General features: G+C 69.3%; 16 protein-coding genes and 1 pseudogene. 3 read left to right on the top strand and 14 right to left on the bottom strand.

What is annotated here, in order from left to right; all coding sequences use genetic code 11:
* Positions 1 to 31 precede the first annotated feature (31 nt).
* Positions 32 to 796: an FAD-dependent thymidylate synthase gene (gene thyX, locus BST10_RS18195; protein ID WP_013829434.1), complete on the bottom strand. Its 765-nt coding sequence runs from the start codon at positions 794 to 796 to the stop codon at positions 32 to 34.
* A 31-nt stretch (positions 797 to 827) separates the two neighbouring features.
* Positions 828 to 1532, bottom strand: a complete 705-nt coding sequence (locus tag BST10_RS18190; RefSeq protein ID WP_083039629.1) for a sensor domain-containing protein — start codon at positions 1530 to 1532, stop codon at positions 828 to 830.
* 315 nt (positions 1533 to 1847) lie between these two features.
* Here BST10_RS18190 and mbp1 point away from each other — a divergent pair, with 315 nt between their 5' ends.
* Positions 1848 to 2090: a microaggregate-binding protein 1 gene (gene mbp1 / locus BST10_RS18185; protein WP_083039627.1), complete on the top strand. Its 243-nt coding sequence runs from the start codon at positions 1848 to 1850 to the stop codon at positions 2088 to 2090.
* A 15-nt stretch (positions 2091 to 2105) separates the two neighbouring features.
* Entirely contained in the window at positions 2106 to 2858 is a 753-nt protein-coding gene (locus BST10_RS18180) for a DoxX family protein (RefSeq protein WP_083039675.1), read from the top strand.
* A 1-nt stretch (position 2859) separates the two neighbouring features.
* Here BST10_RS18180 and BST10_RS18175 read toward each other — a convergent pair whose 3' ends face one another.
* From BST10_RS18175 to BST10_RS18165, 3 genes are read right to left on the bottom strand one after another with little or no spacing between them, the layout of a single operon-like run.
* Entirely contained in the window at positions 2860 to 4089 is a 1230-nt protein-coding gene (locus tag BST10_RS18175; RefSeq protein WP_013829438.1) for a winged helix-turn-helix domain-containing protein, read from the bottom strand.
* Positions 4089 to 4580 carry a dihydrofolate reductase gene (locus tag BST10_RS18170; RefSeq protein WP_083039625.1) on the bottom strand — a complete coding sequence of 164 codons (492 nt, stop codon included), beginning with the start codon at positions 4578 to 4580 and terminating at the stop codon, positions 4089 to 4091. The genes BST10_RS18175 and BST10_RS18170 overlap by 1 nt, the downstream gene beginning before the upstream one ends.
* On the bottom strand, positions 4577 to 5377 hold the full coding sequence (locus tag BST10_RS18165) for a thymidylate synthase (RefSeq protein ID WP_083039623.1): 801 nt from the start codon (positions 5375 to 5377) through the stop codon (positions 4577 to 4579). Before BST10_RS18165 ends, BST10_RS18170 begins: the two co-directional genes overlap by 4 nt.
* 43 nt (positions 5378 to 5420) lie before the next feature.
* Between BST10_RS18165 and BST10_RS18160 the strand changes: the two genes are divergently transcribed.
* Positions 5421 to 6161, top strand: coding sequence for an alpha/beta fold hydrolase (locus BST10_RS18160; RefSeq protein WP_083039620.1), 741 nt, complete (start codon positions 5421 to 5423; stop codon positions 6159 to 6161).
* Positions 6162 to 6178: 17 nt separating this feature from the next.
* On the opposite strand, the gene BST10_RS18155 is transcribed toward BST10_RS18160, so the two are convergent.
* From BST10_RS18155 to BST10_RS18115, 9 genes and pseudogenes are all read right to left on the bottom strand, one after another.
* Positions 6179 to 7567, bottom strand: coding sequence for an MFS transporter (locus tag BST10_RS18155; RefSeq protein ID WP_083039618.1), 1389 nt, complete (start codon positions 7565 to 7567; stop codon positions 6179 to 6181).
* 9 nt (positions 7568 to 7576) lie between these two features.
* Positions 7577 to 8605 carry a phosphotransferase family protein gene (locus tag BST10_RS18150; RefSeq protein ID WP_083039616.1) on the bottom strand — a complete coding sequence of 343 codons (1029 nt, stop codon included), beginning with the start codon at positions 8603 to 8605 and terminating at the stop codon, positions 7577 to 7579.
* Entirely contained in the window at positions 8595 to 9368 is a 774-nt protein-coding gene (locus BST10_RS18145) for an SDR family oxidoreductase (protein WP_083039615.1), read from the bottom strand. Before BST10_RS18145 ends, BST10_RS18150 begins: the two co-directional genes overlap by 11 nt.
* On the bottom strand, positions 9365 to 10585 hold the full coding sequence (locus BST10_RS18140; protein WP_083039614.1) for an acyl-CoA dehydrogenase family protein: 1221 nt from the start codon (positions 10583 to 10585) through the stop codon (positions 9365 to 9367). Before BST10_RS18140 ends, BST10_RS18145 begins: the two co-directional genes overlap by 4 nt.
* A gap of 13 nt (positions 10586 to 10598) precedes the next feature.
* Complete coding sequence (locus BST10_RS18135; protein ID WP_083039613.1) at positions 10599 to 11423, bottom strand: SDR family oxidoreductase; 825 nt, start codon at positions 11421 to 11423, stop codon at positions 10599 to 10601.
* A 59-nt stretch (positions 11424 to 11482) separates the two neighbouring features.
* Positions 11483 to 12121: a TetR/AcrR family transcriptional regulator gene (locus tag BST10_RS18130; protein ID WP_013829447.1), complete on the bottom strand. Its 639-nt coding sequence runs from the start codon at positions 12119 to 12121 to the stop codon at positions 11483 to 11485.
* Between the two features lie 9 nt (positions 12122 to 12130).
* Positions 12131 to 13378: a DNA recombination protein RmuC gene (locus BST10_RS18125; protein WP_013829448.1), complete on the bottom strand. Its 1248-nt coding sequence runs from the start codon at positions 13376 to 13378 to the stop codon at positions 12131 to 12133.
* A 30-nt stretch (positions 13379 to 13408) separates the two neighbouring features.
* Positions 13409 to 16585 (bottom strand): acetyl-CoA carboxylase family protein, encoded by a 3177-nt coding sequence (locus BST10_RS18120; protein WP_083039612.1) that lies wholly within the window; start codon positions 16583 to 16585, stop codon positions 13409 to 13411.
* Positions 16582 to 17592, bottom strand: a pseudogene (locus BST10_RS18115) (class I adenylate-forming enzyme family protein); the annotation flags it as partial. The pseudogene BST10_RS18115 and the gene BST10_RS18120, both read right to left, overlap by 4 nt.
* Between the last annotated feature and the right edge of the window lie 74 nt (positions 17593 to 17666).

Genomic DNA, 17666 nt, shown 5'->3' with positions numbered 1-17666 from the left:
AGCCCAAGAGTACCTGGCGCCGCGCCGTTGCTCAGACCTCGGTGGCGAGCGGACTGGTCGCTACTTCGGTGCCGTCGGCCAGCGCGGTGATCTCGAAATCGCCGAACGCCGCCGGGGCGAGCCCGATGAGCTGCCGCAGGCATTCGACGGCCAGCCGGCGGATCTCGACATCGGCATGCTCGCTGGCACGCATCGCGATGAAGTGCCGCCAGGCCCGATAGTTGCCGGTCACCACGATGCGGGTCTCGGTGGCGTTGGGCAGCACGGCGCGGGCGGCCTGGCGGGCCTGCTTGCGCCGCAGCACGGCCATCTTCTCGCCGGGCTGATCGGCGGTGAATTTGGCCTCCAGCCTGGCCAGCAGTTCGGCGTAGGCGGCCCGGCTGGCATCGGCGGCCTCGGCCAGGATCTGCTGCAACTCCGGGTCGTCGTCCATCCCCGGCGGCACCACGATCCGGGAGTCCGGTTCGGGGACGTAGCGCTGGGAGAGCTGGGAGAACGAGAAGTGCCGGTGCCGGATCAGTTCGTGGGTGGCCGACCGGGAGATTCCGGTGATGTAAAAGCTCACGCCGGCGTGCTCGAGGACCGAGAAGTGTCCGACGTCGATGATGTGCTTCAGGTAAGCGGCGTTGGTGGCGGTGCGCGGGTTGGGCTTGGACCAGCTCTGATAGCAGGCTCGGCCGGCGAACTCGACCAGCGCCTGACCGCCCTCGGCGTCGGTGCTCCACGCAACGTCCGGCGGTGGTAAGAACTCGGTCTTGGCAATCAGTTGCACGCCCAACGGCGCCGTCTCGGCCACGGCACCCACCTTAAGACGTGCCGGCCCGGGGTCAGCCCTTCGGCACTTTCGCGGCGATTTGCCGGGCGATGACGACCGCGGAGTCCTTCGGGTCGGTGCTGCAGGTGTTGACGTCGACGACGACGTTGTTGGCCACGGTCAGCGCCCGCCCGCAGGCCTGCCAGGCCGACTCGCCGGCGTTCTGCTGGGTCGCGACGGTGCTCAACACGCCCTCGATGTTCGATATGCGCCCGGCGGTCCACTCCGAACCGCTCTGGGTGTGGGTGTATTCGTGGCATTCCGGCCATTGCTTGGCGGACGCCTCGAAGAACGCCTCGGCTTGCTCGGCGGTCGGAAACAGCACCACGGCCTGATCGACGAAGTGGGCGTTGTCTTCGCCGTCGCTGACACTCTGCTCTCGCACCGCGCTGAAACCGCTGCGCGCATAGACCTGCTCCTGGGCGACTCCGTCGACGGCCAGGCACTCCCTCGGCTGCATCGTGGCGCTGTCGTCGGGCAGCACATCGTGGGGGGCGTGCGCCTTCATGTCGGCCACGCCCATGATCGGGTTGATCTCCTCGGGGGTGAGCAGCAGTGCCCGCAGCCCGTCCTCGCCGACCGGGGCGACAGCGACCGTCGTCGTGGTCGGCGTCGCCGCGACGGTGGTGGTGGTTTTCGCCGCGCCGCCGCTGCCGCCGCAGCCGGCGATCGCCAGGCAGCCCACCACGACGAAACCGTACGAAACCGAACCCCGCACGCGATCACACCCCTGTGTTTCCGATCAGGCTTGTGGATCCGCACGCCAGTCAAAGGCGTCACCGATCAGTTCTTCGGTCACAGTAGCGAAAACCGGGCCGTGCCGCCCGAGGTCAGGACAGATCCGCCCAACCGCGTTGACGCCGAACCCTTTTGGTTGCCGGCGAACCGGAGCCGACGACTCCGCAGGTTTACGTTGTAATCCCATCGGGTATCCCGGCACATCGGCGGCCACCCGGTCGCCTGCTGGGTGGACGGCCCCGCACCGCCGCGGCCCGTCCGTCCGGTCTTGATCCGATCAAGAGAGGCACACCACATGAGTGACGACAAGGACAGTGGCCCCGAAGCCGGCATCAAAGGCGTCGTGGAAGGCGTCAAGGGCAAGGCCAAGGAGGCTGTCGGCACGGTGACCGGAGACGACTCGCTCAAGCGGGAAGGCCAGGCGCAGCAGGACAAGGCCGACGCGCAGCGTGAGGTCGCGGCCAAAGAGGCAGAGGCCGAGAAGGCCCGCGCCAAGGCCGAGGCAGACGAGGCGCGCGAGCGTGCCGAACAGGAGTGAGGGAATCGCGTGTTGATGCGCAGAATCGCACGTCCGCTGCTGGCGGCGGCGTTCATCGGTCAGGGAGTGGAGGCGTTGCGCCGGCCGCAGCAGGCCGGCCAGACGGCCCGTCCGGCGTTCGACGGGCTGCAACACCTACCGGACGAGATATCGGCGAAGGTGCCGTCCGATGTCGAGACGTTCGCCAAAGCCAACGCGCTGGTCCAGATCGGCGGCGGCCTGCTACTGGCCAGCGGCAGACTGCCGCGGGTTGCCGCTGCGGCGCTGGCATGCACCGTCATTCCGGGCAGCGCAGGCGGCCACATGTTCTGGATGGAGCCTGACATCCAGCGCAGGGCCCAACAGCGCCAAGCGTTCCTGACCGACGTCAGCCTGATCGGCGGGTTGATGATCGCGGCGGCCGACACCGAGGGACGACCGTCGCTGGGCTGGCGGGCCCGGCGTGCCGCCCGGCACGCCTATCAGCGCGCGGCCACGGCTATGCCGGCCATGCACACCACTTCCGGTGATGCGGTGCTCGAGACGGTCGGCGACAGGCTGAGCGCGGGCCTGCAGGCCGGCGCCGAACACGGCCGAGAGCTCGCCGAACTGGTGGGTGAGCGGGCCGGGCCACTGCTCGAGGCGGCCGGTGAACGGGGCGCACAGTTCGCCGAGGTCGCCGCCGACCGCGGCACCGAGTTGGCGCAGGCGGCCCGCGAAAGCGCGACCACCCTCGCCGAGAGCGCGCGCCGGCACCTTCACCGACCGGACAAGCACCGCGGCCGGTGATTCATCGGCGTGGCCGCTCTCGGCGCAGCTCGGCCGCCAGATCGCCGCGCTCCCCCACGCTGACCTGGCTCAATCCCAGCCAGCGCGCCATGGTCTCCAGCTCGGGGAGCAGCGCCTGCGCCACCCGCTGACGGGCATGGCCCGCTTCGGCGAACGCCCCGACGACGTGCAGCGCCCCGGCTCGGCGGTCGGCCTTCAGGTCCACCCGGCCGACCAGCTGCCCGTCCAGCAGGAACGGCCACACGTAGTAGCCGTATCGTCGCTGGGCCGCCGGGGTGTAGATCTCGAGCCGGTAGTGGAAATCGAACAGCCGCTCCACCCGGGGACGGAAGAAGATCAGCGGGTCGAACGGGCACAGCAGCGCGGTGCCCCGATCACCCCGGGGAATCGGCTGACCGGCCCGCAGGTATGCCGGCCCGTCCCAGCCGGCCACCGTCACCGGCTCCAGGTCGCCGGCGGCCACCAGCGCCGCGATCGCCGGTTTGGCCTGGCCGGCCGACAGCCGGAAGTAATCACGTAGATCGGCCTCGGTACCGACCCCCAGGGCGGTCGCCGCCCGCAGCACCAGTTCCCGCACGGCCTCGGCGTCGTCGACGTGGCGCGCCAGCACGTGGGCCGGCAGCACGTTCTCCACCAGGTCGTAATGCCGGGCGAATCCCACCCGGGTGGCGGTGGTCAGCACCCCGGCGGCGAACAGCGCCTCGGCCACCCACTTGGTGTCGCTGCGATTCCACCACGGGCCCTTGCCCGCCCGGCCGGCTGCCGACCACGTGGCGGCCAGGTGCGCCTCGAGTTGGCCGGCGGTGGCCGGGCCGATCTCGGCGACTGCGGCGGTGACGTCCTCGACGAGCTGCGGATTGGCCCGCACGATGTGGGCGCCCCAGCGGCCGTGCGGCCACTGCCGCATCCGCCAGCGCAGCAGCGGCCAGTCGTCGACGGCCATCAGCGCCGCCTCGTGCGCCCAGTATTCGACCAGCAGCCGCGGCGAGCGGCTGCTGTGGCTCCAGGCGGCGCGGTCCAGCACGGTGCGGTCGTAGCAGCCCAGTCGGCTGAACACCGGGGCGTAGTGGGCGCGCACCGCCACGGACACCGAGTCCAGTTGCAACACCTGGATGCGGGAGATCAACCGCTTCAGGTGCGCCCGGGTGATGGCGGCGCGTGGTTTGGCGACAGCGAATCCCTGTGCGGCGACCGCGATCCGGCGCGCCTGCGCCGGCGTCAACGACGCCATCAGCGGTGGTAGCTGCAGAACCGGTACCGCAGGCCGCGCGCGCTGGTGAGCCACGGCCCCGCGGTGCCCCGCCAGCTTTCGTCGAGCACCGGTGCGACGGCGTCCTCGTCTTGCCGGGGCAGGTCGATCTCCACCTCGGTCACCTCGCACCGGTCGGCCAGCGGCAGCGCCAGCGCGTAGATCTGCGCCCCGCCGATCACCCAGGTCTCGGCATCGGTCAGCGCCGCGTCGAGGGTCGGAACCACCTCGGCCCCGACGGCGCGGTAGTCGCTCCGGCGGCTGACCACCACGTTGGCCCGGCCGGGCAGCGGACGCACGCCGGCCGGCAGCGATTCCCAGGTCAACCGGCCCATCACCACCCGGTGTCCCAGGGTGAGTTCCTTGAAACGCGCCTGGTCTTCGGGCAGCCGCCACGGGATGCCGCCGTCACGCCCGATCACCCCGGACGTCGACTGGGCCCAGATCAGACCCACCTTGGCCGGGGGGCTCATACCGCGACGGGCGCCTTGATCGCCGGGTGTGGGTCGTAGCCCAGGATCTCGATGTCGTCGAAGGTGTAGCCGAAGATCGAATCCCGTGGCGCCAGAGCCAGTTTCGGGTAGCCGCGGGGCTGACGGGACAGTTGCTCCCGCACCTGCTCGACGTGGTTGTCGTAGATGTGGCAGTCCCCGCCGGTCCAGACGAACTCTCCGACGTCCAGCCCGGCCTGCGCGGCCATCATGTGGGTGAGCAGCGCATAGCTGGCGATGTTGAACGGCACGCCGAGGAACAGGTCGGCGCTGCGCTGGTAGAGCTGGCAGGACAGCCGCCCGCCGGCGACGTAGAACTGGAAGAGTGCGTGACACGGCGCCAGCGCCATCTGGTCCAGTTCGCCGACGTTCCACGCCGAGACGATGATGCGGCGTGAATCCGGGTCGGTGCGCAACAACTCCACCGCGCGTTCGATCTGGTCGATGTGCTGCCCGCTCGGTGTCGGCCAGGAGCGCCACTGCACGCCGTACACCGGCCCGAGATCACCGGTGTCGGAAGCCCATTCGTCCCAGATGCTGACGCCGTGTTCCTTGAGCCAGGCGATGTTGGAGTCCCCGCGCAGAAACCACAGCAGCTCATAGACCACCGATTTGACGTGCACCTTCTTGGTGGTGACGAGCGGGAAGCCGGCGGCCAGGTCGTAGCGCAGCTGGTGGCCGAACAGGCTGCGGGTGCCGGTGCCGGTCCGGTCGGCCTTGGGGGTTCCGCGCTCGAGCACCAGGGCCAGCAGATCCTCGTACGGCGTGGCGATCGGCACGCCGTCCAGCTTACTTGCCCGGCGTCGGGGTAGAACGGAAGCCATGCCGACGATCACCGACACCATCACCACTGCCGACGGCGACTGCCCGGTCCGGCTGTTCACCCCGGACGGAGCTGGTCCATGGCCGGGCGTCGTCATGTATCCCGATGCCGGCGGAGTGCGGCAGACCTTTGTCGAGATGGCCGCCGAACTGGCCGGTTCGGGTTACGCCGTGTTGCTGCCCGACGTGTACTACCGGAACCCCGGCTGGGCGCCCTTCGACATGGCCACCGCGTTCAGCGACGCCAAGGAGCGGGGCCGGATCATGTCGATGCTGGGCAGCGTCACCTTCGACCGGATGACGACCGACGCCGAGGCGTTCTTCGACTATCTGGCGGGCCGCCCCGAAGTCCGCGGGGAGAAGTTCGGGGTCTGCGGCTACTGCATGGGCGGGCGTATCTCGGTGGTCGTGGCCGGCCGTGTTCCCGATCGGGTGGCAGCGGCGGCGTCGTTCCACGGCGGCGGCCTGGTCACCGACGCGGCCGACAGCCCGCACCTGCTGGCTGAGCAGATGAGCGCCACGGTGTACGTCGCCGGTGCCGCCAACGACGCGTCCTTCACCAAGGCGCAGGCAGCGACGCTGGAGCAGGCACTGGCCGCCGCCGGCGTCGAGCACACCGTCGAGTTCTACCCGGCCGCCCACGGCTTCGCGGTCCCCGACAACGCGCCGTACGACGCCGACGCCGCGGCCCGGCACTGGGCGGCGATGCGGGAGGTGTTCGCCGCCGCGCTGACCGGATAGCCGTGCCGGCTCCCGGCCTAGCCGGAATGCAGGGCGTCACCGAGGTGGTCGGCGATGCTGACCTCGTCGAGCTCGGTGTCGCGGGTTTCGCGCATCACCAGCACCGCGGCGAAGGACAGCGCCGCCGCGAGCGACAGGTAGACGCCCACCCAGCGCACGCCGTACCCGGTGGCCAGCCAGGTGGCGATGAACGGCGCCACCGCCGCCCCCAGGATGCTCGCCGCGTTGTAGGACACACCCGATCCGGTGTAGCGGACATTGGTCGGGAACAGCTCGGGCAGCACCGCGCTCATCGGCCCGAATGCCAAGCCCATCAACGTCATCCCGATGATCAGGAAGACCAGTATCGCCGCGGGTGATCTGTCCGGACTCAAGAAGAGACCGAAAGTGGTCCCGTACAGCATGATTCCGGCGATGAAGACCAGCAGCACCGGCCGACGGCCGAATCGATCGGCCAGCACCCCGGACAGCGGCAGCACCGCTATGAAGAACAGCACCCCGATCAACTGCAGCCCGAGGAAGTCGGCGTAGCTGTAACCCAGCCCGGTGCCCTGCGGTGGCCGCTGGGTGGTGGCGTGGCTCAGCGTCCACGTCGTCACGGTATAGAACAGCGTGTAGGTCGCCACCATCACCAGCGTGCCGATGACCAGCTCGCGCCAGCTGTCCCGGAACACCTGGGCGATCGGCGCGGTGAGGCGTTCACCGCCCTCGATCGCCTGGGTGAACACCGGTGTCTCGGTGAGCCGCAGCCGGACATAGAGACCGACGCCGACCATCACGGCGCTCAGCAGAAACGGAATGCGCCAGCCCCAGCTCAGAAACGCCCCGGACTCGTCGCCGCCGGCGGTGGCCGGCCCCAGCAGCTTCAGCAGCAGCAGGAACAGCGCGGTGGCGAACAGAAAACCCAGCGGTGCGCCCAGCTGCGGCCATATCCCCGCCGACGCCCGCCGGCCCGGTTTGGCGGTCTCGGTGGCCAGCAGCGCCGCACCGCTCCATTCGCCTCCCAGCGCCAGGCCCTGGCTGAACCGCAGGATGGCCAGCAGGACCGGTGCGGCCAGGCCGATGTGGTGGTAGGTCGGCAGCAGCCCGATCAGGAACGTCGCCACACCCATGACCAGCAATGAGGCGACGAGCGTGGCCTTGCGGCCCAACCGGTCGCCGAAGTGGCCGAACAGCACCGACCCCAACGGCCGGGCCACGAACGCCAGGCCGAACGTCGCCAACGACGCCAACAGTGCTGCGGCTGGGTTTCCCGGTGGGAAAAACAGGTGCGGAAAGACGGTGACCGCCGCGGCCGCATAGACGTAGAAGTCGTAGAACTCGATCGTGGTGCCGATCAGCGACGCCACCGCTATTCGCCTGCGCGGAACCCCGTCGACGAGATCCGGTTCCCTGGTGCGGGTCACCGCCTCCCCTCAGATCCCCGCTTCATCGGCAACCTCGCGGGCCTTGCGCACGAGCGCGTCGATCCACCCGGTGATCGGGGTCCCGGCAGCGGCCTTGTTCACCGGGTTGTCCAGCACCCGCCGCACGATCCCCTCGGCGATGATCGCAACCTTCCAGAGCCCCAGCGCATGCCAGTACTGCAGCGTCGCCGCGTCGCGCCCGGTCTGCTCGAGGTAGACCCGGGCCAGTTCGGCCCGGCCGGGGAAGCCCTCCAGCGTGCTGAGGACGAACTCTCCGGCGATGTCCTCCTCGCCGGGCTCAGGCCAGTACGCCAGCAGGCTGCCCATGTCGGCCAGCGGATCGCCGAGGGTGGACAGCTCCCAGTCCAGCACGGCCACCACCTGCCCGCTCTGCGGTGAGGTGATCACGTTGCGCAGGTGAAAGTCACCGTGCACCAAGGTGAGTTCCTGCTGCGGCGGTGCCGCCGCGACCAGCCGCCGGGTCAGGTCATCGAGCGCGGGCAACTCGCGGGTCTTGGACTTCTCCCATTGACCGGCCCAGCGTTTGAGCTGACGCTGCGCGTACGGTTTGTGGCTGGCCAGATCGTCGAGGCCGACGGCTTTGATGTCGACGGCGTGAATCTTGGCCAGCGTCTTGGGCATTGACAGCCCGATCTGCCGGCGCCGCTGCGGTGTCAGCGATTCGGCAACCGACATCCGGTCCGCCACCACCCCGTCGACGTACTCCATCAACAGCAGCGGCGTGCCCTCCGAGTCGCGGGTCATCCCGTACACCCGCGGGGTGGGCACCTCGGTGTCCTCCAAGGCGGCAAGAATCCGTGCTTCCCGCGCGACGTCGTGGGCTGACGCCAGCAACTCACCCAGCGGCGGGCGGCGCAGCACCCACCGGTGGTCGGCGGCGTCGGAGACCAGGTAGGTCAGGTTCGACTGCCCGATCCCGATCCGCTCGAACTTCACCGGGCGGCTGACGGGAATCCCCAACTGCGCAATCCAACGCGCGATCATCGGCGGGTCGACGCCGAGCACCTCAGCCACCATGACCTGCCCGGAAACCGGTTGCGTCACCGAGGATCTGGCCACCGTCGACCACCAGCGTCTGACCGGTGATCCAGCTCGCCGCATCGGATACCAGGAACGCGACCGCGTCGGCCACATCGACCGGTTCCCCGATCCGTCCCAGCGGCATCGTCGTCGACAACGCCTGCTCGTGCTCCTGCCACAGCACCTCGGCCAGCTTGGTGCGCACCACGCCGGGGCAGATGGCGTTGACCCGCACGCCCGGTGAGAGCTCCAGGACCAACTGCTTGGTGAGGTGGATCAGCGCGGCCTTGGTGGCGTTGTACATGCCCATCAGCGGCGCGGAGCTCATCCCGCCGATCGAGGCGGTGTTCACCACCGCGCCGCCGTGCTCGCCCATCCACGACTTGACCGCGCAGGACGTCCACAACAGCGGACCCCACAGGTTGACGTCGAAGATCTTCGCGAACCGGCCGTGGTCCTGGTCGATCAGCGGACCGAACGCCGGATTGGTGCCGGCATTGTTGACCAGGATGTCGATGCTGCCGAACCGTTCCAGCGTGAGATCGACACAGCGCTGGGCGGCGTCGTCCTCGGCGACGTGGGCGGCCACACCCAGCGCATCGCCATCGATCTGTGCGGCCGCGGCATCGGCGCTCTGCTGGTCGCGCGAGGTGAGCACCACGTTGGCGCCCGCCTGGGCCAGTCGCTGTCCGATCGCCAGCCCGATGCCGCGGGAGGCGCCGGTGATGATCGCGGTGCGCCCGGTCAGCTCCGTTGTCACTGGGCGGCCTCCCGGTACTTCTTCAATTCCTGCCGGGCGATGGCGCGCTTGTGGACCTCGTCGGGACCGTCGGCGAGCCGCAGCGTGCGCAGGTGCGCCCAGAACCCGGCCAGCGGGAAGTCCTCGGTGACCCCGCCGGCGCCATGCACCTGGATGGCCCGATCGACGATCTTCAGCGCGATCTCGGGTGCGGCGACCTTGATCGCCGCGATCTCGACCTGCGCAGCCTTGTTGCCGACGGTGTCCATCAGGTAGGCGGCTTTGAGGGTGAGCAGCCGGATCATCTCGATGTCGATGCGCGCCTCGGCGATCCAGTCGCGGATGTTGGCGTTGTCGGAGACCGGCTTGCCGAAGGTGACCCGGGATTGCGCACGCCGGCACAGCAGTTCCAGCGCACGCTCGGCCATGCCGATGCAGCGCATGCAGTGGTGGATGCGGCCCGGCCCCAGCCGGGCCTGGGCGATCGCGAAGCCCTCCCCCTCGCCCTTGAGCACGTCCTTGGCCGGCACCCGGACATCGTTGAAGTCGATCTCGGCGTGGCCCTCGCGGTCCTGGTAGCCGAAGACCGAGACTCCGCGCATGACGGTGACGCCCGGGGCGTCGATGGGAACCACCATCATCGATTGCTGCCGGTGGGTGGCGGCGGCGGGATCGGTTTTGCCCATCACGATCATCACCCGGCAGTTCTGGTGTAAAGCATTGGAGGCAAACCATTTCCGTCCGTTGAGGACGTATTCGCCGCCATCTTTGGCCATCGACAGCTGCACGTTGGTGGCGTCGGAGCTGGCCACCGCCGGCTCGGTCATCGCGAACGCCGAGCGGATCTTTCCCTCCAGCAGCGGCTTGAGGTATTTCTCCTTGTGCTCATCGCTGCCGAACAGCGTGAACACCTCCATGTTGCCGGTGTCGGGCGCGCTGCAGTTGGTCGCCTCCGGCGCCAGGTGCGGGCTGCGGCCCATGATCTCGGCCAGCGGCGCGTATTCAAGGTTGCTCAGGCCGGGGCCGACGTCCGGATGAGGGTGAAACAGGTTCCACAGACCGCGGTTTCGCGCCTCGGCCTTGAGCTCCTCCAGGATCGGGGGCTGAAAATGTGGGTTGCCGGATTCGGCCATCTGCGTCTCGTAGACCGGCTCCGCCGGGTACACCAGGGCGTCCATGAACTCCAGCAGGTCGGACCGGTATTTCGCCGCGCGCTCCGACATCTCGAACAGTGACATGCAGACTCCTCTTCTAGGACACTTCCGGATTGAGCAGGCCGCGCTGGTAGCGACGCATGCCACGCAGCCAGCGGTCGTAATCGGCTCCCTTGAACCGGTACATCTCCAGCACGGCCGGATGCGGCAGGATCAGGAAGCGTTCGTCGGCGATGGCGGAGAGCACCTCCTCGGCGACGGCGGCCGGTTCGAGCACCTCGCCGGCTGCGGTGACCGCCCGGGTGGCGAGATCTCCCAGCGGGTCGCCGGATTGTTCGCCGGCGTAGAGCAGCTTGGTGTTGACGCCCATCGGGCACAGGCAGCTGACCCGCACGCCCTGATCGCCGTAGCTGATGTTGAGCCATTCGGCGAATCCGACGGCGGCATGTTTGGTGACGGCGTAGGTGGCGCCACCGAGTTGGGTGAGCAGGCCGGCCGCCGACGCGGTGGACACGAAATAGCCCTCGCCGCGGCGCACCCAGGCGGGGACCAACAGCTGCGCGGCGCGGATGTGGGCCCGCAGGTTGATGTCGATCGCCTGGTCCCAGTCGCCGTCGTCGGCTTCCAGGCCGGGGGCGCCGGTGATGCCGGCGTCGGCGAAGTACATGTCGACCGGACCGTAGTGGTGCTCGGCGAGCGCGATGAGCTCCCGGATCACCTCGGTGTCGGAGACGTCACCGCCACTGCTGGTCGCCGCGCCCGGACGCTCGGCGTTGATGGCGTCGGCCACCGCCGCCGCGGCCTGCGTGTCGAGGTCGGCCACCACCACCGTCGCCCCGGCCCGGGCCAGCGCTGTGGCCAGTGCGCCGCCGATGCCACCACCGCCCCCGGTGACGATGGCGACCCGCTCGGCAACCTTCATGGGCACCTTCCCTCACTTCGGTCGTCCGTCACCGTAATTGAAACCGATTTCACCTTCAACTATTGGCCTTCCGGAAAGCGCAGGGCGTTGGCCCACAGCCGGGTCACCGTGCCCACCAGCGCCTCGAAGTCGATGTCGACCGCCTCGCCGAGCACGAACGCGCCGTAGGCCAGTCGGCTGACCATCCCCGAGAGCGCCAGGGATGCCAGCAGTGGATCGACGTCCGCGCCGGCGATCCCACGTGCCTGCAGATCGGCGATTCCGGCGGCATTGCGCTGGACGAACGCATCGGCGCGCTGCGATCGGAAAGCCCGGAACGTGGGATCGATCTGGGCCACCTGTTCGAGCAGGCCCATCAGCTTGGCATTGCGCCGATATGCCTCCAGGTAGGCACGATTGCTCGCCTCCAGTACCGCATAGGGATCGTCGGTGCCGCCCACCCGGCCCATGCCCGGGTGCATCATGTCCTGCTGTGCTTGTTCGAGAACGGCGGCGAAGATCTCCTCTTTGTTCGCGAAGTAGGTGTAGAACGACCCGGTGGCGCAACCGGCCGCCTTGGTGATGTCGGTCAGCTTGGCGTCGAGATAACCGTCCCGCTCGAACACCTTGCGGGCGGCGGCGACCAGCGCGGCCCGGGTCCGTGCGCCGCGCACCGTCGCCGGCGGTTGGCGGGTCGGGGCGGCCGGCACGGCTTCCATCCGGGCAGCTTAGCTGAATCCGACGTCAAGTTCATCCATTGTCGCGGCGCCGTCGGCGAGTCCGCCCAGCATGGCTTCAGCCTCCGGTTCGGGCAGTGACTCCACCCCGCGCAGTTTGCGTTCGATGGCGCGGGTGCGGACCCCGGCGGTGTCGATGGTGTTGCGGGCGGTGTCGAGTTGCTTGCGGGTCTTCTCCAGGACCGCCGCGAATTTTCCGAACTCGGTTTTGACCGCACCGAGCACCTGCCAGACTTCGCTGCTGCGCTGCTCGATCGCCAGCGTACGAAAGCCCATCCGCAGGCTGTTGAGCAGCGCCGCCAGTGTCGTCGGGCCGGCGAGGGTGACCTTGTACTTGGCCTGGATCTGTTCGAACAGCCCCGGTTGGCGCAGCACCTCGGCGTAGAGGCTCTCGGTCGCCAGGAACAGGATCGCGAAGTCGGTGGTGTGCGGCGGTGAGAGGTACTTGTCACAGATGTCGCCGGCTTCGGCTTCGATCCGCCGGATCAACGCCTGCCGCGCGGCGGCCTCCCCCGCGGTGTCGGCGCTCTCCTGGGCGTCGAGCAGGCGCTCGAAGTCCTCCCGCGGAAACTTGGCGTCGATCGGCAGCAGCACTTCACCGGCGCCGGATCCGCCGGGCAACCGGATCGCGAATTCCACACGGGCAGCCGATCCCGGCACGGTGGCCACGTTGGTGGCGTACTGCTCTGGCGTGAGCGTCTCGGCCAGCAGCGCGGCCAGTTGCGCCTCACCGAAGATGCCGCGGGTCTTGACGTTGGTCAGCACCCGCTTCAAGTCGCCCACCCCGGTGGCCAGCGTCTGCATCTCACCCAGTCCCCGCTGCACGGCCTCCAGCCGCTCGGAGATCTGCGTGAAAGACTGGGCCAGCCGGGTTTCCAGCGTCGCCTGCAGCTTCTCGTCGACCGTGGCGCGCATCTTCTCCAATTGCTCGGTGTTCTCGGTCTGCAGGCTCTTGAGTTGGCGATCCAGCGTGGCGCCCAGTTTGTCCTGGGTGCCCTGCAGGGTCGACCCGAAGCGGTGCAGCGTCAGCTGCCATTGGTGAAACGCCTGCGCGAGTTCGGCACGCCCGGTGCGCTGCTCTTCGCGCAGCGTTCGCTCCACCCGCTCGCTGTCGCCGCGCAGCGCGGCGAGTTGTTCGGGTGAGAGCGCTCCGCCGCCCGGCCGCAGCAGCACCACCACCTGGAGGATCACCGCCAGCAACGCCAGTGACGTGAGCAGGATCAGCAGGGCGGTGTCCATACCCGGCAAGGTAGCGCGGGGTACGGACAACTAGCCGCTCGACAGCCCCGCGATCCACCGTCGGGATTCCGCCGGGTCGATGACGTCGTCGAGTTCGAAGGTGGTCGCCGCGCTCAGCGCCCGTCCGCGCAGGTAGGCCGCCGCCACCAGCTGCTCGAACAGCTGTTGACGCTGATCGGCGTCGGCGGCCTCGGCGAGTTCCTTGCGGAACCCGAGCCGCACCGCCCCTTCCAAACCCATCCCGCCGATCTCGCCGGTCGGCCAGGCAACGGTGAACTGCGGGGCGTGAAAAGAGCCGCCCGCCATCGCCATCGCCCCCAACCCGTAACCTTTGCGCAGCACGATCATCCCCATCGGCACGCTCAGGCGGGCGCCGGCGATGAACATCCGGCTGAACCGGCGCACGGTGGCTTCCCGTTCGGCGTCCGGGCCGACCATGAATCCCGGCGTGTCGCACAACGTCACCACCGGCAGCCGAAACGACTCGCACAGCGCGAAGAAGTCGGCGGTCTTATCGGCCGCCTCGGCGTCGATGGCACCGCCAAGGTGGTGGCTGTTGTTGGCCAGCAGCCCGTACGCCACGCCGCGCACGCGCACCAGGGCGGTCACGATGCCGATCCCGTAATCCGGTCGCAGTTCCAGCGCCGAATCGACGTCGACGATCGCCTCGATCGCCCGGCGCACGTCATAGGCCCGCAACCGGTTCTGCGGCACCACATGCCGCGCCAGTCTCGGATCGGGTTCCCGCCATTCGGTGACCCCGCCGCCGAAGTAGGACAGATAGCGCTTGGCCAGCACCACCGCGTGCGCCTCGTCGGTGGCGGCCAGCGCCACCACCCCGTTGCGGCGCTGCACCTCGATCGGGCCGATCTCCTCGGGCCGGTACACCCCGAGTCCGCCGCCCTCGATCATGGCAGGGCCGCCCATCCCGATATTGGCGTCGGGCGTCGCGATGATCACGTCGGACACGCCGGCCAAGGCCGCATTGCCGGCGAAACAGCGGCCGGACACCACGGCCACCAGCGGCACCTGGCCGTTGAGTGCGGCCAGTGCGCGAAACGTCATGAGGTCGAGCCCTGCCATGCCTGCGACGTCGGTGTCACCGGGTCGGCCGCCGCCGCCCTCGGCGAACAGCACCAACGGAATTCGCCGACGGGCTGCCAGCTCGAAGAGCCGATCGGTCTTGGCGTGGTTGCGCATGCCCTGCGTTCCGGCCAGCACGGTGTAGTCGTAGGAGGCCACCGCCACCCGCGCAGAATCGATGGTCGCCAGGCCGGCGACCAGGCCGTCGGCCGGCGTGTTGGCGATCAGGTCCTCCTCGGAGCGCCGACTGCGTTGCGCGGCCAGCGCCAGCGCCCCGTATTCGACGAAGCTGCCCGGGTCGACCAGATCGGCGATGTTCTCCCGGGCGGTGCGTCGCCCCTGCCGGTGCCGTCTGGCGACAGCCTCGGGCCGGCCGTCGTCGCGAGTGAGCCGGTGGCGGTGGGCGACCTCGTCGAGGTCGGCCCGTGGCGAATCCAGGTCTGGGCCGCCGTCGGGCCCCTCGCCGGTCTCGTCGCCGGCTCCGGCGAACACCAACAGCGGTTCCCCGGCGGCGACGACCTGCCCGACGGCGACCAGTGCGCGCACCATCGCGCCGGGAGCGGCGAGCACGTGCTGCATCTTCATCGCCTCCAGCACCACACCGCCGGGCTCCACTTCGGCGACCGTGCCCGCCATCGGTGCGTACAGCACGTGTTCGCCCGGGCCCAGATCCGTTGTGGGTAACCGATGCCCGGCGCTAGTCGGCGACGCGGCCCCCACCAGGGCGGGCAGTCGCCGGCCCAGCCAGCCGGTCGTGACAGCCCCGGTCGCCGGCTCCGCCTCCGACAACACCGCGGCGAGCAGCCCGGCGTTGGTGCCGACCCCGGCGATGATCAACTCCGACAACGCCGTGCGGGCTTTGTGGAGCGCGGCGGCCAGCGAGGTGCCGTGCACGTGGGTGATCACCTTGGCCAGCAGCGAGTCGTAACGGGGGCTGATGGTCAGGCCCGGGCGGGCATAGGTGTCGACCCGGATCCCCGGGCCGGTTGGCGGCGTGAACGCCGTCAGCGTGCCCACGCACGGTTGCACTGCCCCGTCGGCGGCCACCGTTTCGGCGTTGACGCGGCATTCGACCGCGATCCCGTGGGAGCGCGCCGGTTCCCCGGTTTCGCGACCATCAGCGGCGACGACGCCGGCCGGCAGATCCAGCTCGCCCAGCGCGGCGCCCTCGGCAATCCGGAACTGCACCGCCACCAGATCCAGCCCGCTCACCGCCTCGGTGACCGGGTGTTCCACCTGAATGCGCGGATTGACCTCCAGGAAGACGAAATCGTCTCCGGTGACCAGGAATTCCACGGTTGCCAGGCCCCGGTACCGGACCGCTGCGCACAGTCGGGCTGCCGCCCGGTGCAATGCGGTACGCAGCCCGGCGGAGACCGCCGGGGCGGGCGCGATCTCGATCAGCTTCTGATAGCGGCGCTGGATGCTGCAGTCGCGATCACCGACCGCCAGGGCGCGCACGCCGTCGCCGACGATCTGTACCTCGATGTGGCGGGCGTCGGCGACGAACTCTTCGGCGAACACCGCTGCCGCGCCGAAGCCGAGCCTGGCCTCCTCGGTGCACCAGCGGTAGGTGTCCTCGAGTTGACCGGCTTCGCGTACCGTGCGTATCCCGCGGCCGCCACCGCCGGCGAGCGCCTTGAGCATGATTCCGCCGGGGTGGGCTTGCAGGAAGCCGCGGATCTGTTCCAGACCGCCGGCGCCGTCGGTGGCCGCCGGCACCGGCAGGCCCGCGGCGATGGCGGCACCGCGGGCCACCGACTTGTCGCCGAAGGTATCGAGCAGATCCGGATCCGGCCCGACGAAGCGTCGCCCGGCGGCCGCCACCGCTCGGGCGAATGCCGGGTTCTCCGAGAGGAACCCGTAGCCGGGATGAATCAGCACCGCGCCGGATTTCTCCGCCGCGGCCAGGATGGCACCCTGATCAAGGTAACCGGCGGGGCCGGTGCCCGGCAGTGCGATGGCGTCGTCGGCGGCGCGCACGTGCGGACTGTCGGCGTCGTCGGGGGCATAGACCGCAACGGTGCGATAGCCGGATTCGGCGGCGGTGCGGATGATCCGCAGGGCGATCTCGCCGCGGTTGGCGATCAACACCGCCTTCGGCGGGGCGTGGCTGGCGCTCACCGCAGCGGGTCGCCCCACTGCACCCGCTCGCGCAGCCGCCCCTTGAGCAGCTTGCCGCTGGCGGTGCGTGGCAGTTCCTCGGCGACGACCGTGATGTACTGCGGCACTTTATAGTCCGCCAGCTGACCACGACAGTGATCGAGCACCGCTGCCACGTCTAAATCCTGCTGGCCTGCGCCGAGCAGCAGCGCGCCCACCTTCTCCCCCATCACGTCGTCGGGCACCCCCAGCACACAGGCGTCGGCGACCCCGGGCGCCGACAACAACGCCGCCTCCACCTCGACGCTGGAGACATTCTCGCCGCCACGGATGATGATGTCTTTGAGCCGGTCGATGATATGCACCCGGCCGGCGTCGTCGACGCGGACCACGTCGCCGGTGTGCAGCCAGCCGTCGACGATGGTGGCGTCGGTGGCATCGGGCCGGTTCCAGTACCCGCGCATCACATTCGCGCCCCGCACCACCAGCTCGCCGGTGGTCGGGTCGCCGGGATTACTGTCCAGCGGTGCGACGCCGAGGTCTCCCGAGGGCACCGCGTAGCCGACCGAGTCGGCGTGGGCGACGGCGTCGGAGTCGGGCAACACCGTCATCAGCGAGGCCGTCTCGGTCATGCCGTAGCCATTGAACACCGTTGCCGCGCCGAACGCGTCGCGCAGCGACCGCACCAGGGCAGGGGCGGTCGGCGCACCACCGTAGCCGACCCAGCGCACCCCGCTGACGTCCACGCCGGCGAAGTCCGGGTGCCGCAGCAGCAGCGAATAGACCGCAGGAACCGTTACCATCGACGAAATCCGTTGCGCGGGAAGCGCAGCGATCAGCTCGGGTAGGCTCAGCGCCGGCATGATCACCGCCGCTCCCCCGGTGTAGGCGGCGACCAGCAGCTGCGAATTGCAGCCGGTCACATGGAACAGCGGCACGGAGATCAAGGTGCGCAGTTCCTCGCCCAACTTCCGGGACTGGCCAATGGAACGCACCATGTTCTCGGCGTTGGTCAAGAATGCCTCGTGTCCTGAGTCATTAATTCGTACGCTCTTGTTAGCATGGGTGATGCCATCGCCGCATGCCGCCAAGATCGTCCTGA

Source organism: Mycolicibacter algericus DSM 45454, assembly GCF_002086455.1.
GTDB classification, from domain to species: Bacteria; Actinomycetota; Actinomycetes; order Mycobacteriales; family Mycobacteriaceae; genus Mycobacterium; species Mycobacterium algericum.
This window is presented reverse-complemented; position numbering and strand designations above follow the sequence as displayed.

Excerpts from the sequence above, each read along its gene's own strand:
- mbp1 (WP_083039627.1), top strand. The coding sequence starts at position 1,848 with ATGAGTGACGACAAGGACAGTGGCCCCGAAGCCGGCATCAAAGGCGTC.
- BST10_RS18180 (WP_083039675.1), top strand. The coding sequence starts at position 2,106 with ATGCGCAGAATCGCACGTCCGCTGCTGGCGGCGGCGTTCATCGGTCAG.
- BST10_RS18175 (WP_013829438.1), bottom strand. The coding sequence starts at position 4,089 with ATGGCGTCGTTGACGCCGGCGCAGGCGCGCCGGATCGCGGTCGCCGCA.
- BST10_RS18170 (WP_083039625.1), bottom strand. The coding sequence starts at position 4,580 with ATGAGCCCCCCGGCCAAGGTGGGTCTGATCTGGGCCCAGTCGACGTCC.
- BST10_RS18160 (WP_083039620.1), top strand. The coding sequence starts at position 5,421 with ATGCCGACGATCACCGACACCATCACCACTGCCGACGGCGACTGCCCG.
- BST10_RS18150 (WP_083039616.1), bottom strand. The coding sequence starts at position 8,605 with ATGGTGGCTGAGGTGCTCGGCGTCGACCCGCCGATGATCGCGCGTTGG.
- BST10_RS18140 (WP_083039614.1), bottom strand. The coding sequence starts at position 10,585 with ATGTCACTGTTCGAGATGTCGGAGCGCGCGGCGAAATACCGGTCCGAC.
- BST10_RS18135 (WP_083039613.1), bottom strand. The coding sequence starts at position 11,423 with ATGAAGGTTGCCGAGCGGGTCGCCATCGTCACCGGGGGCGGTGGTGGC.
- BST10_RS18130 (WP_013829447.1), bottom strand. The coding sequence starts at position 12,121 with ATGGAAGCCGTGCCGGCCGCCCCGACCCGCCAACCGCCGGCGACGGTG.
- BST10_RS18125 (WP_013829448.1), bottom strand. The coding sequence starts at position 13,378 with ATGGACACCGCCCTGCTGATCCTGCTCACGTCACTGGCGTTGCTGGCG.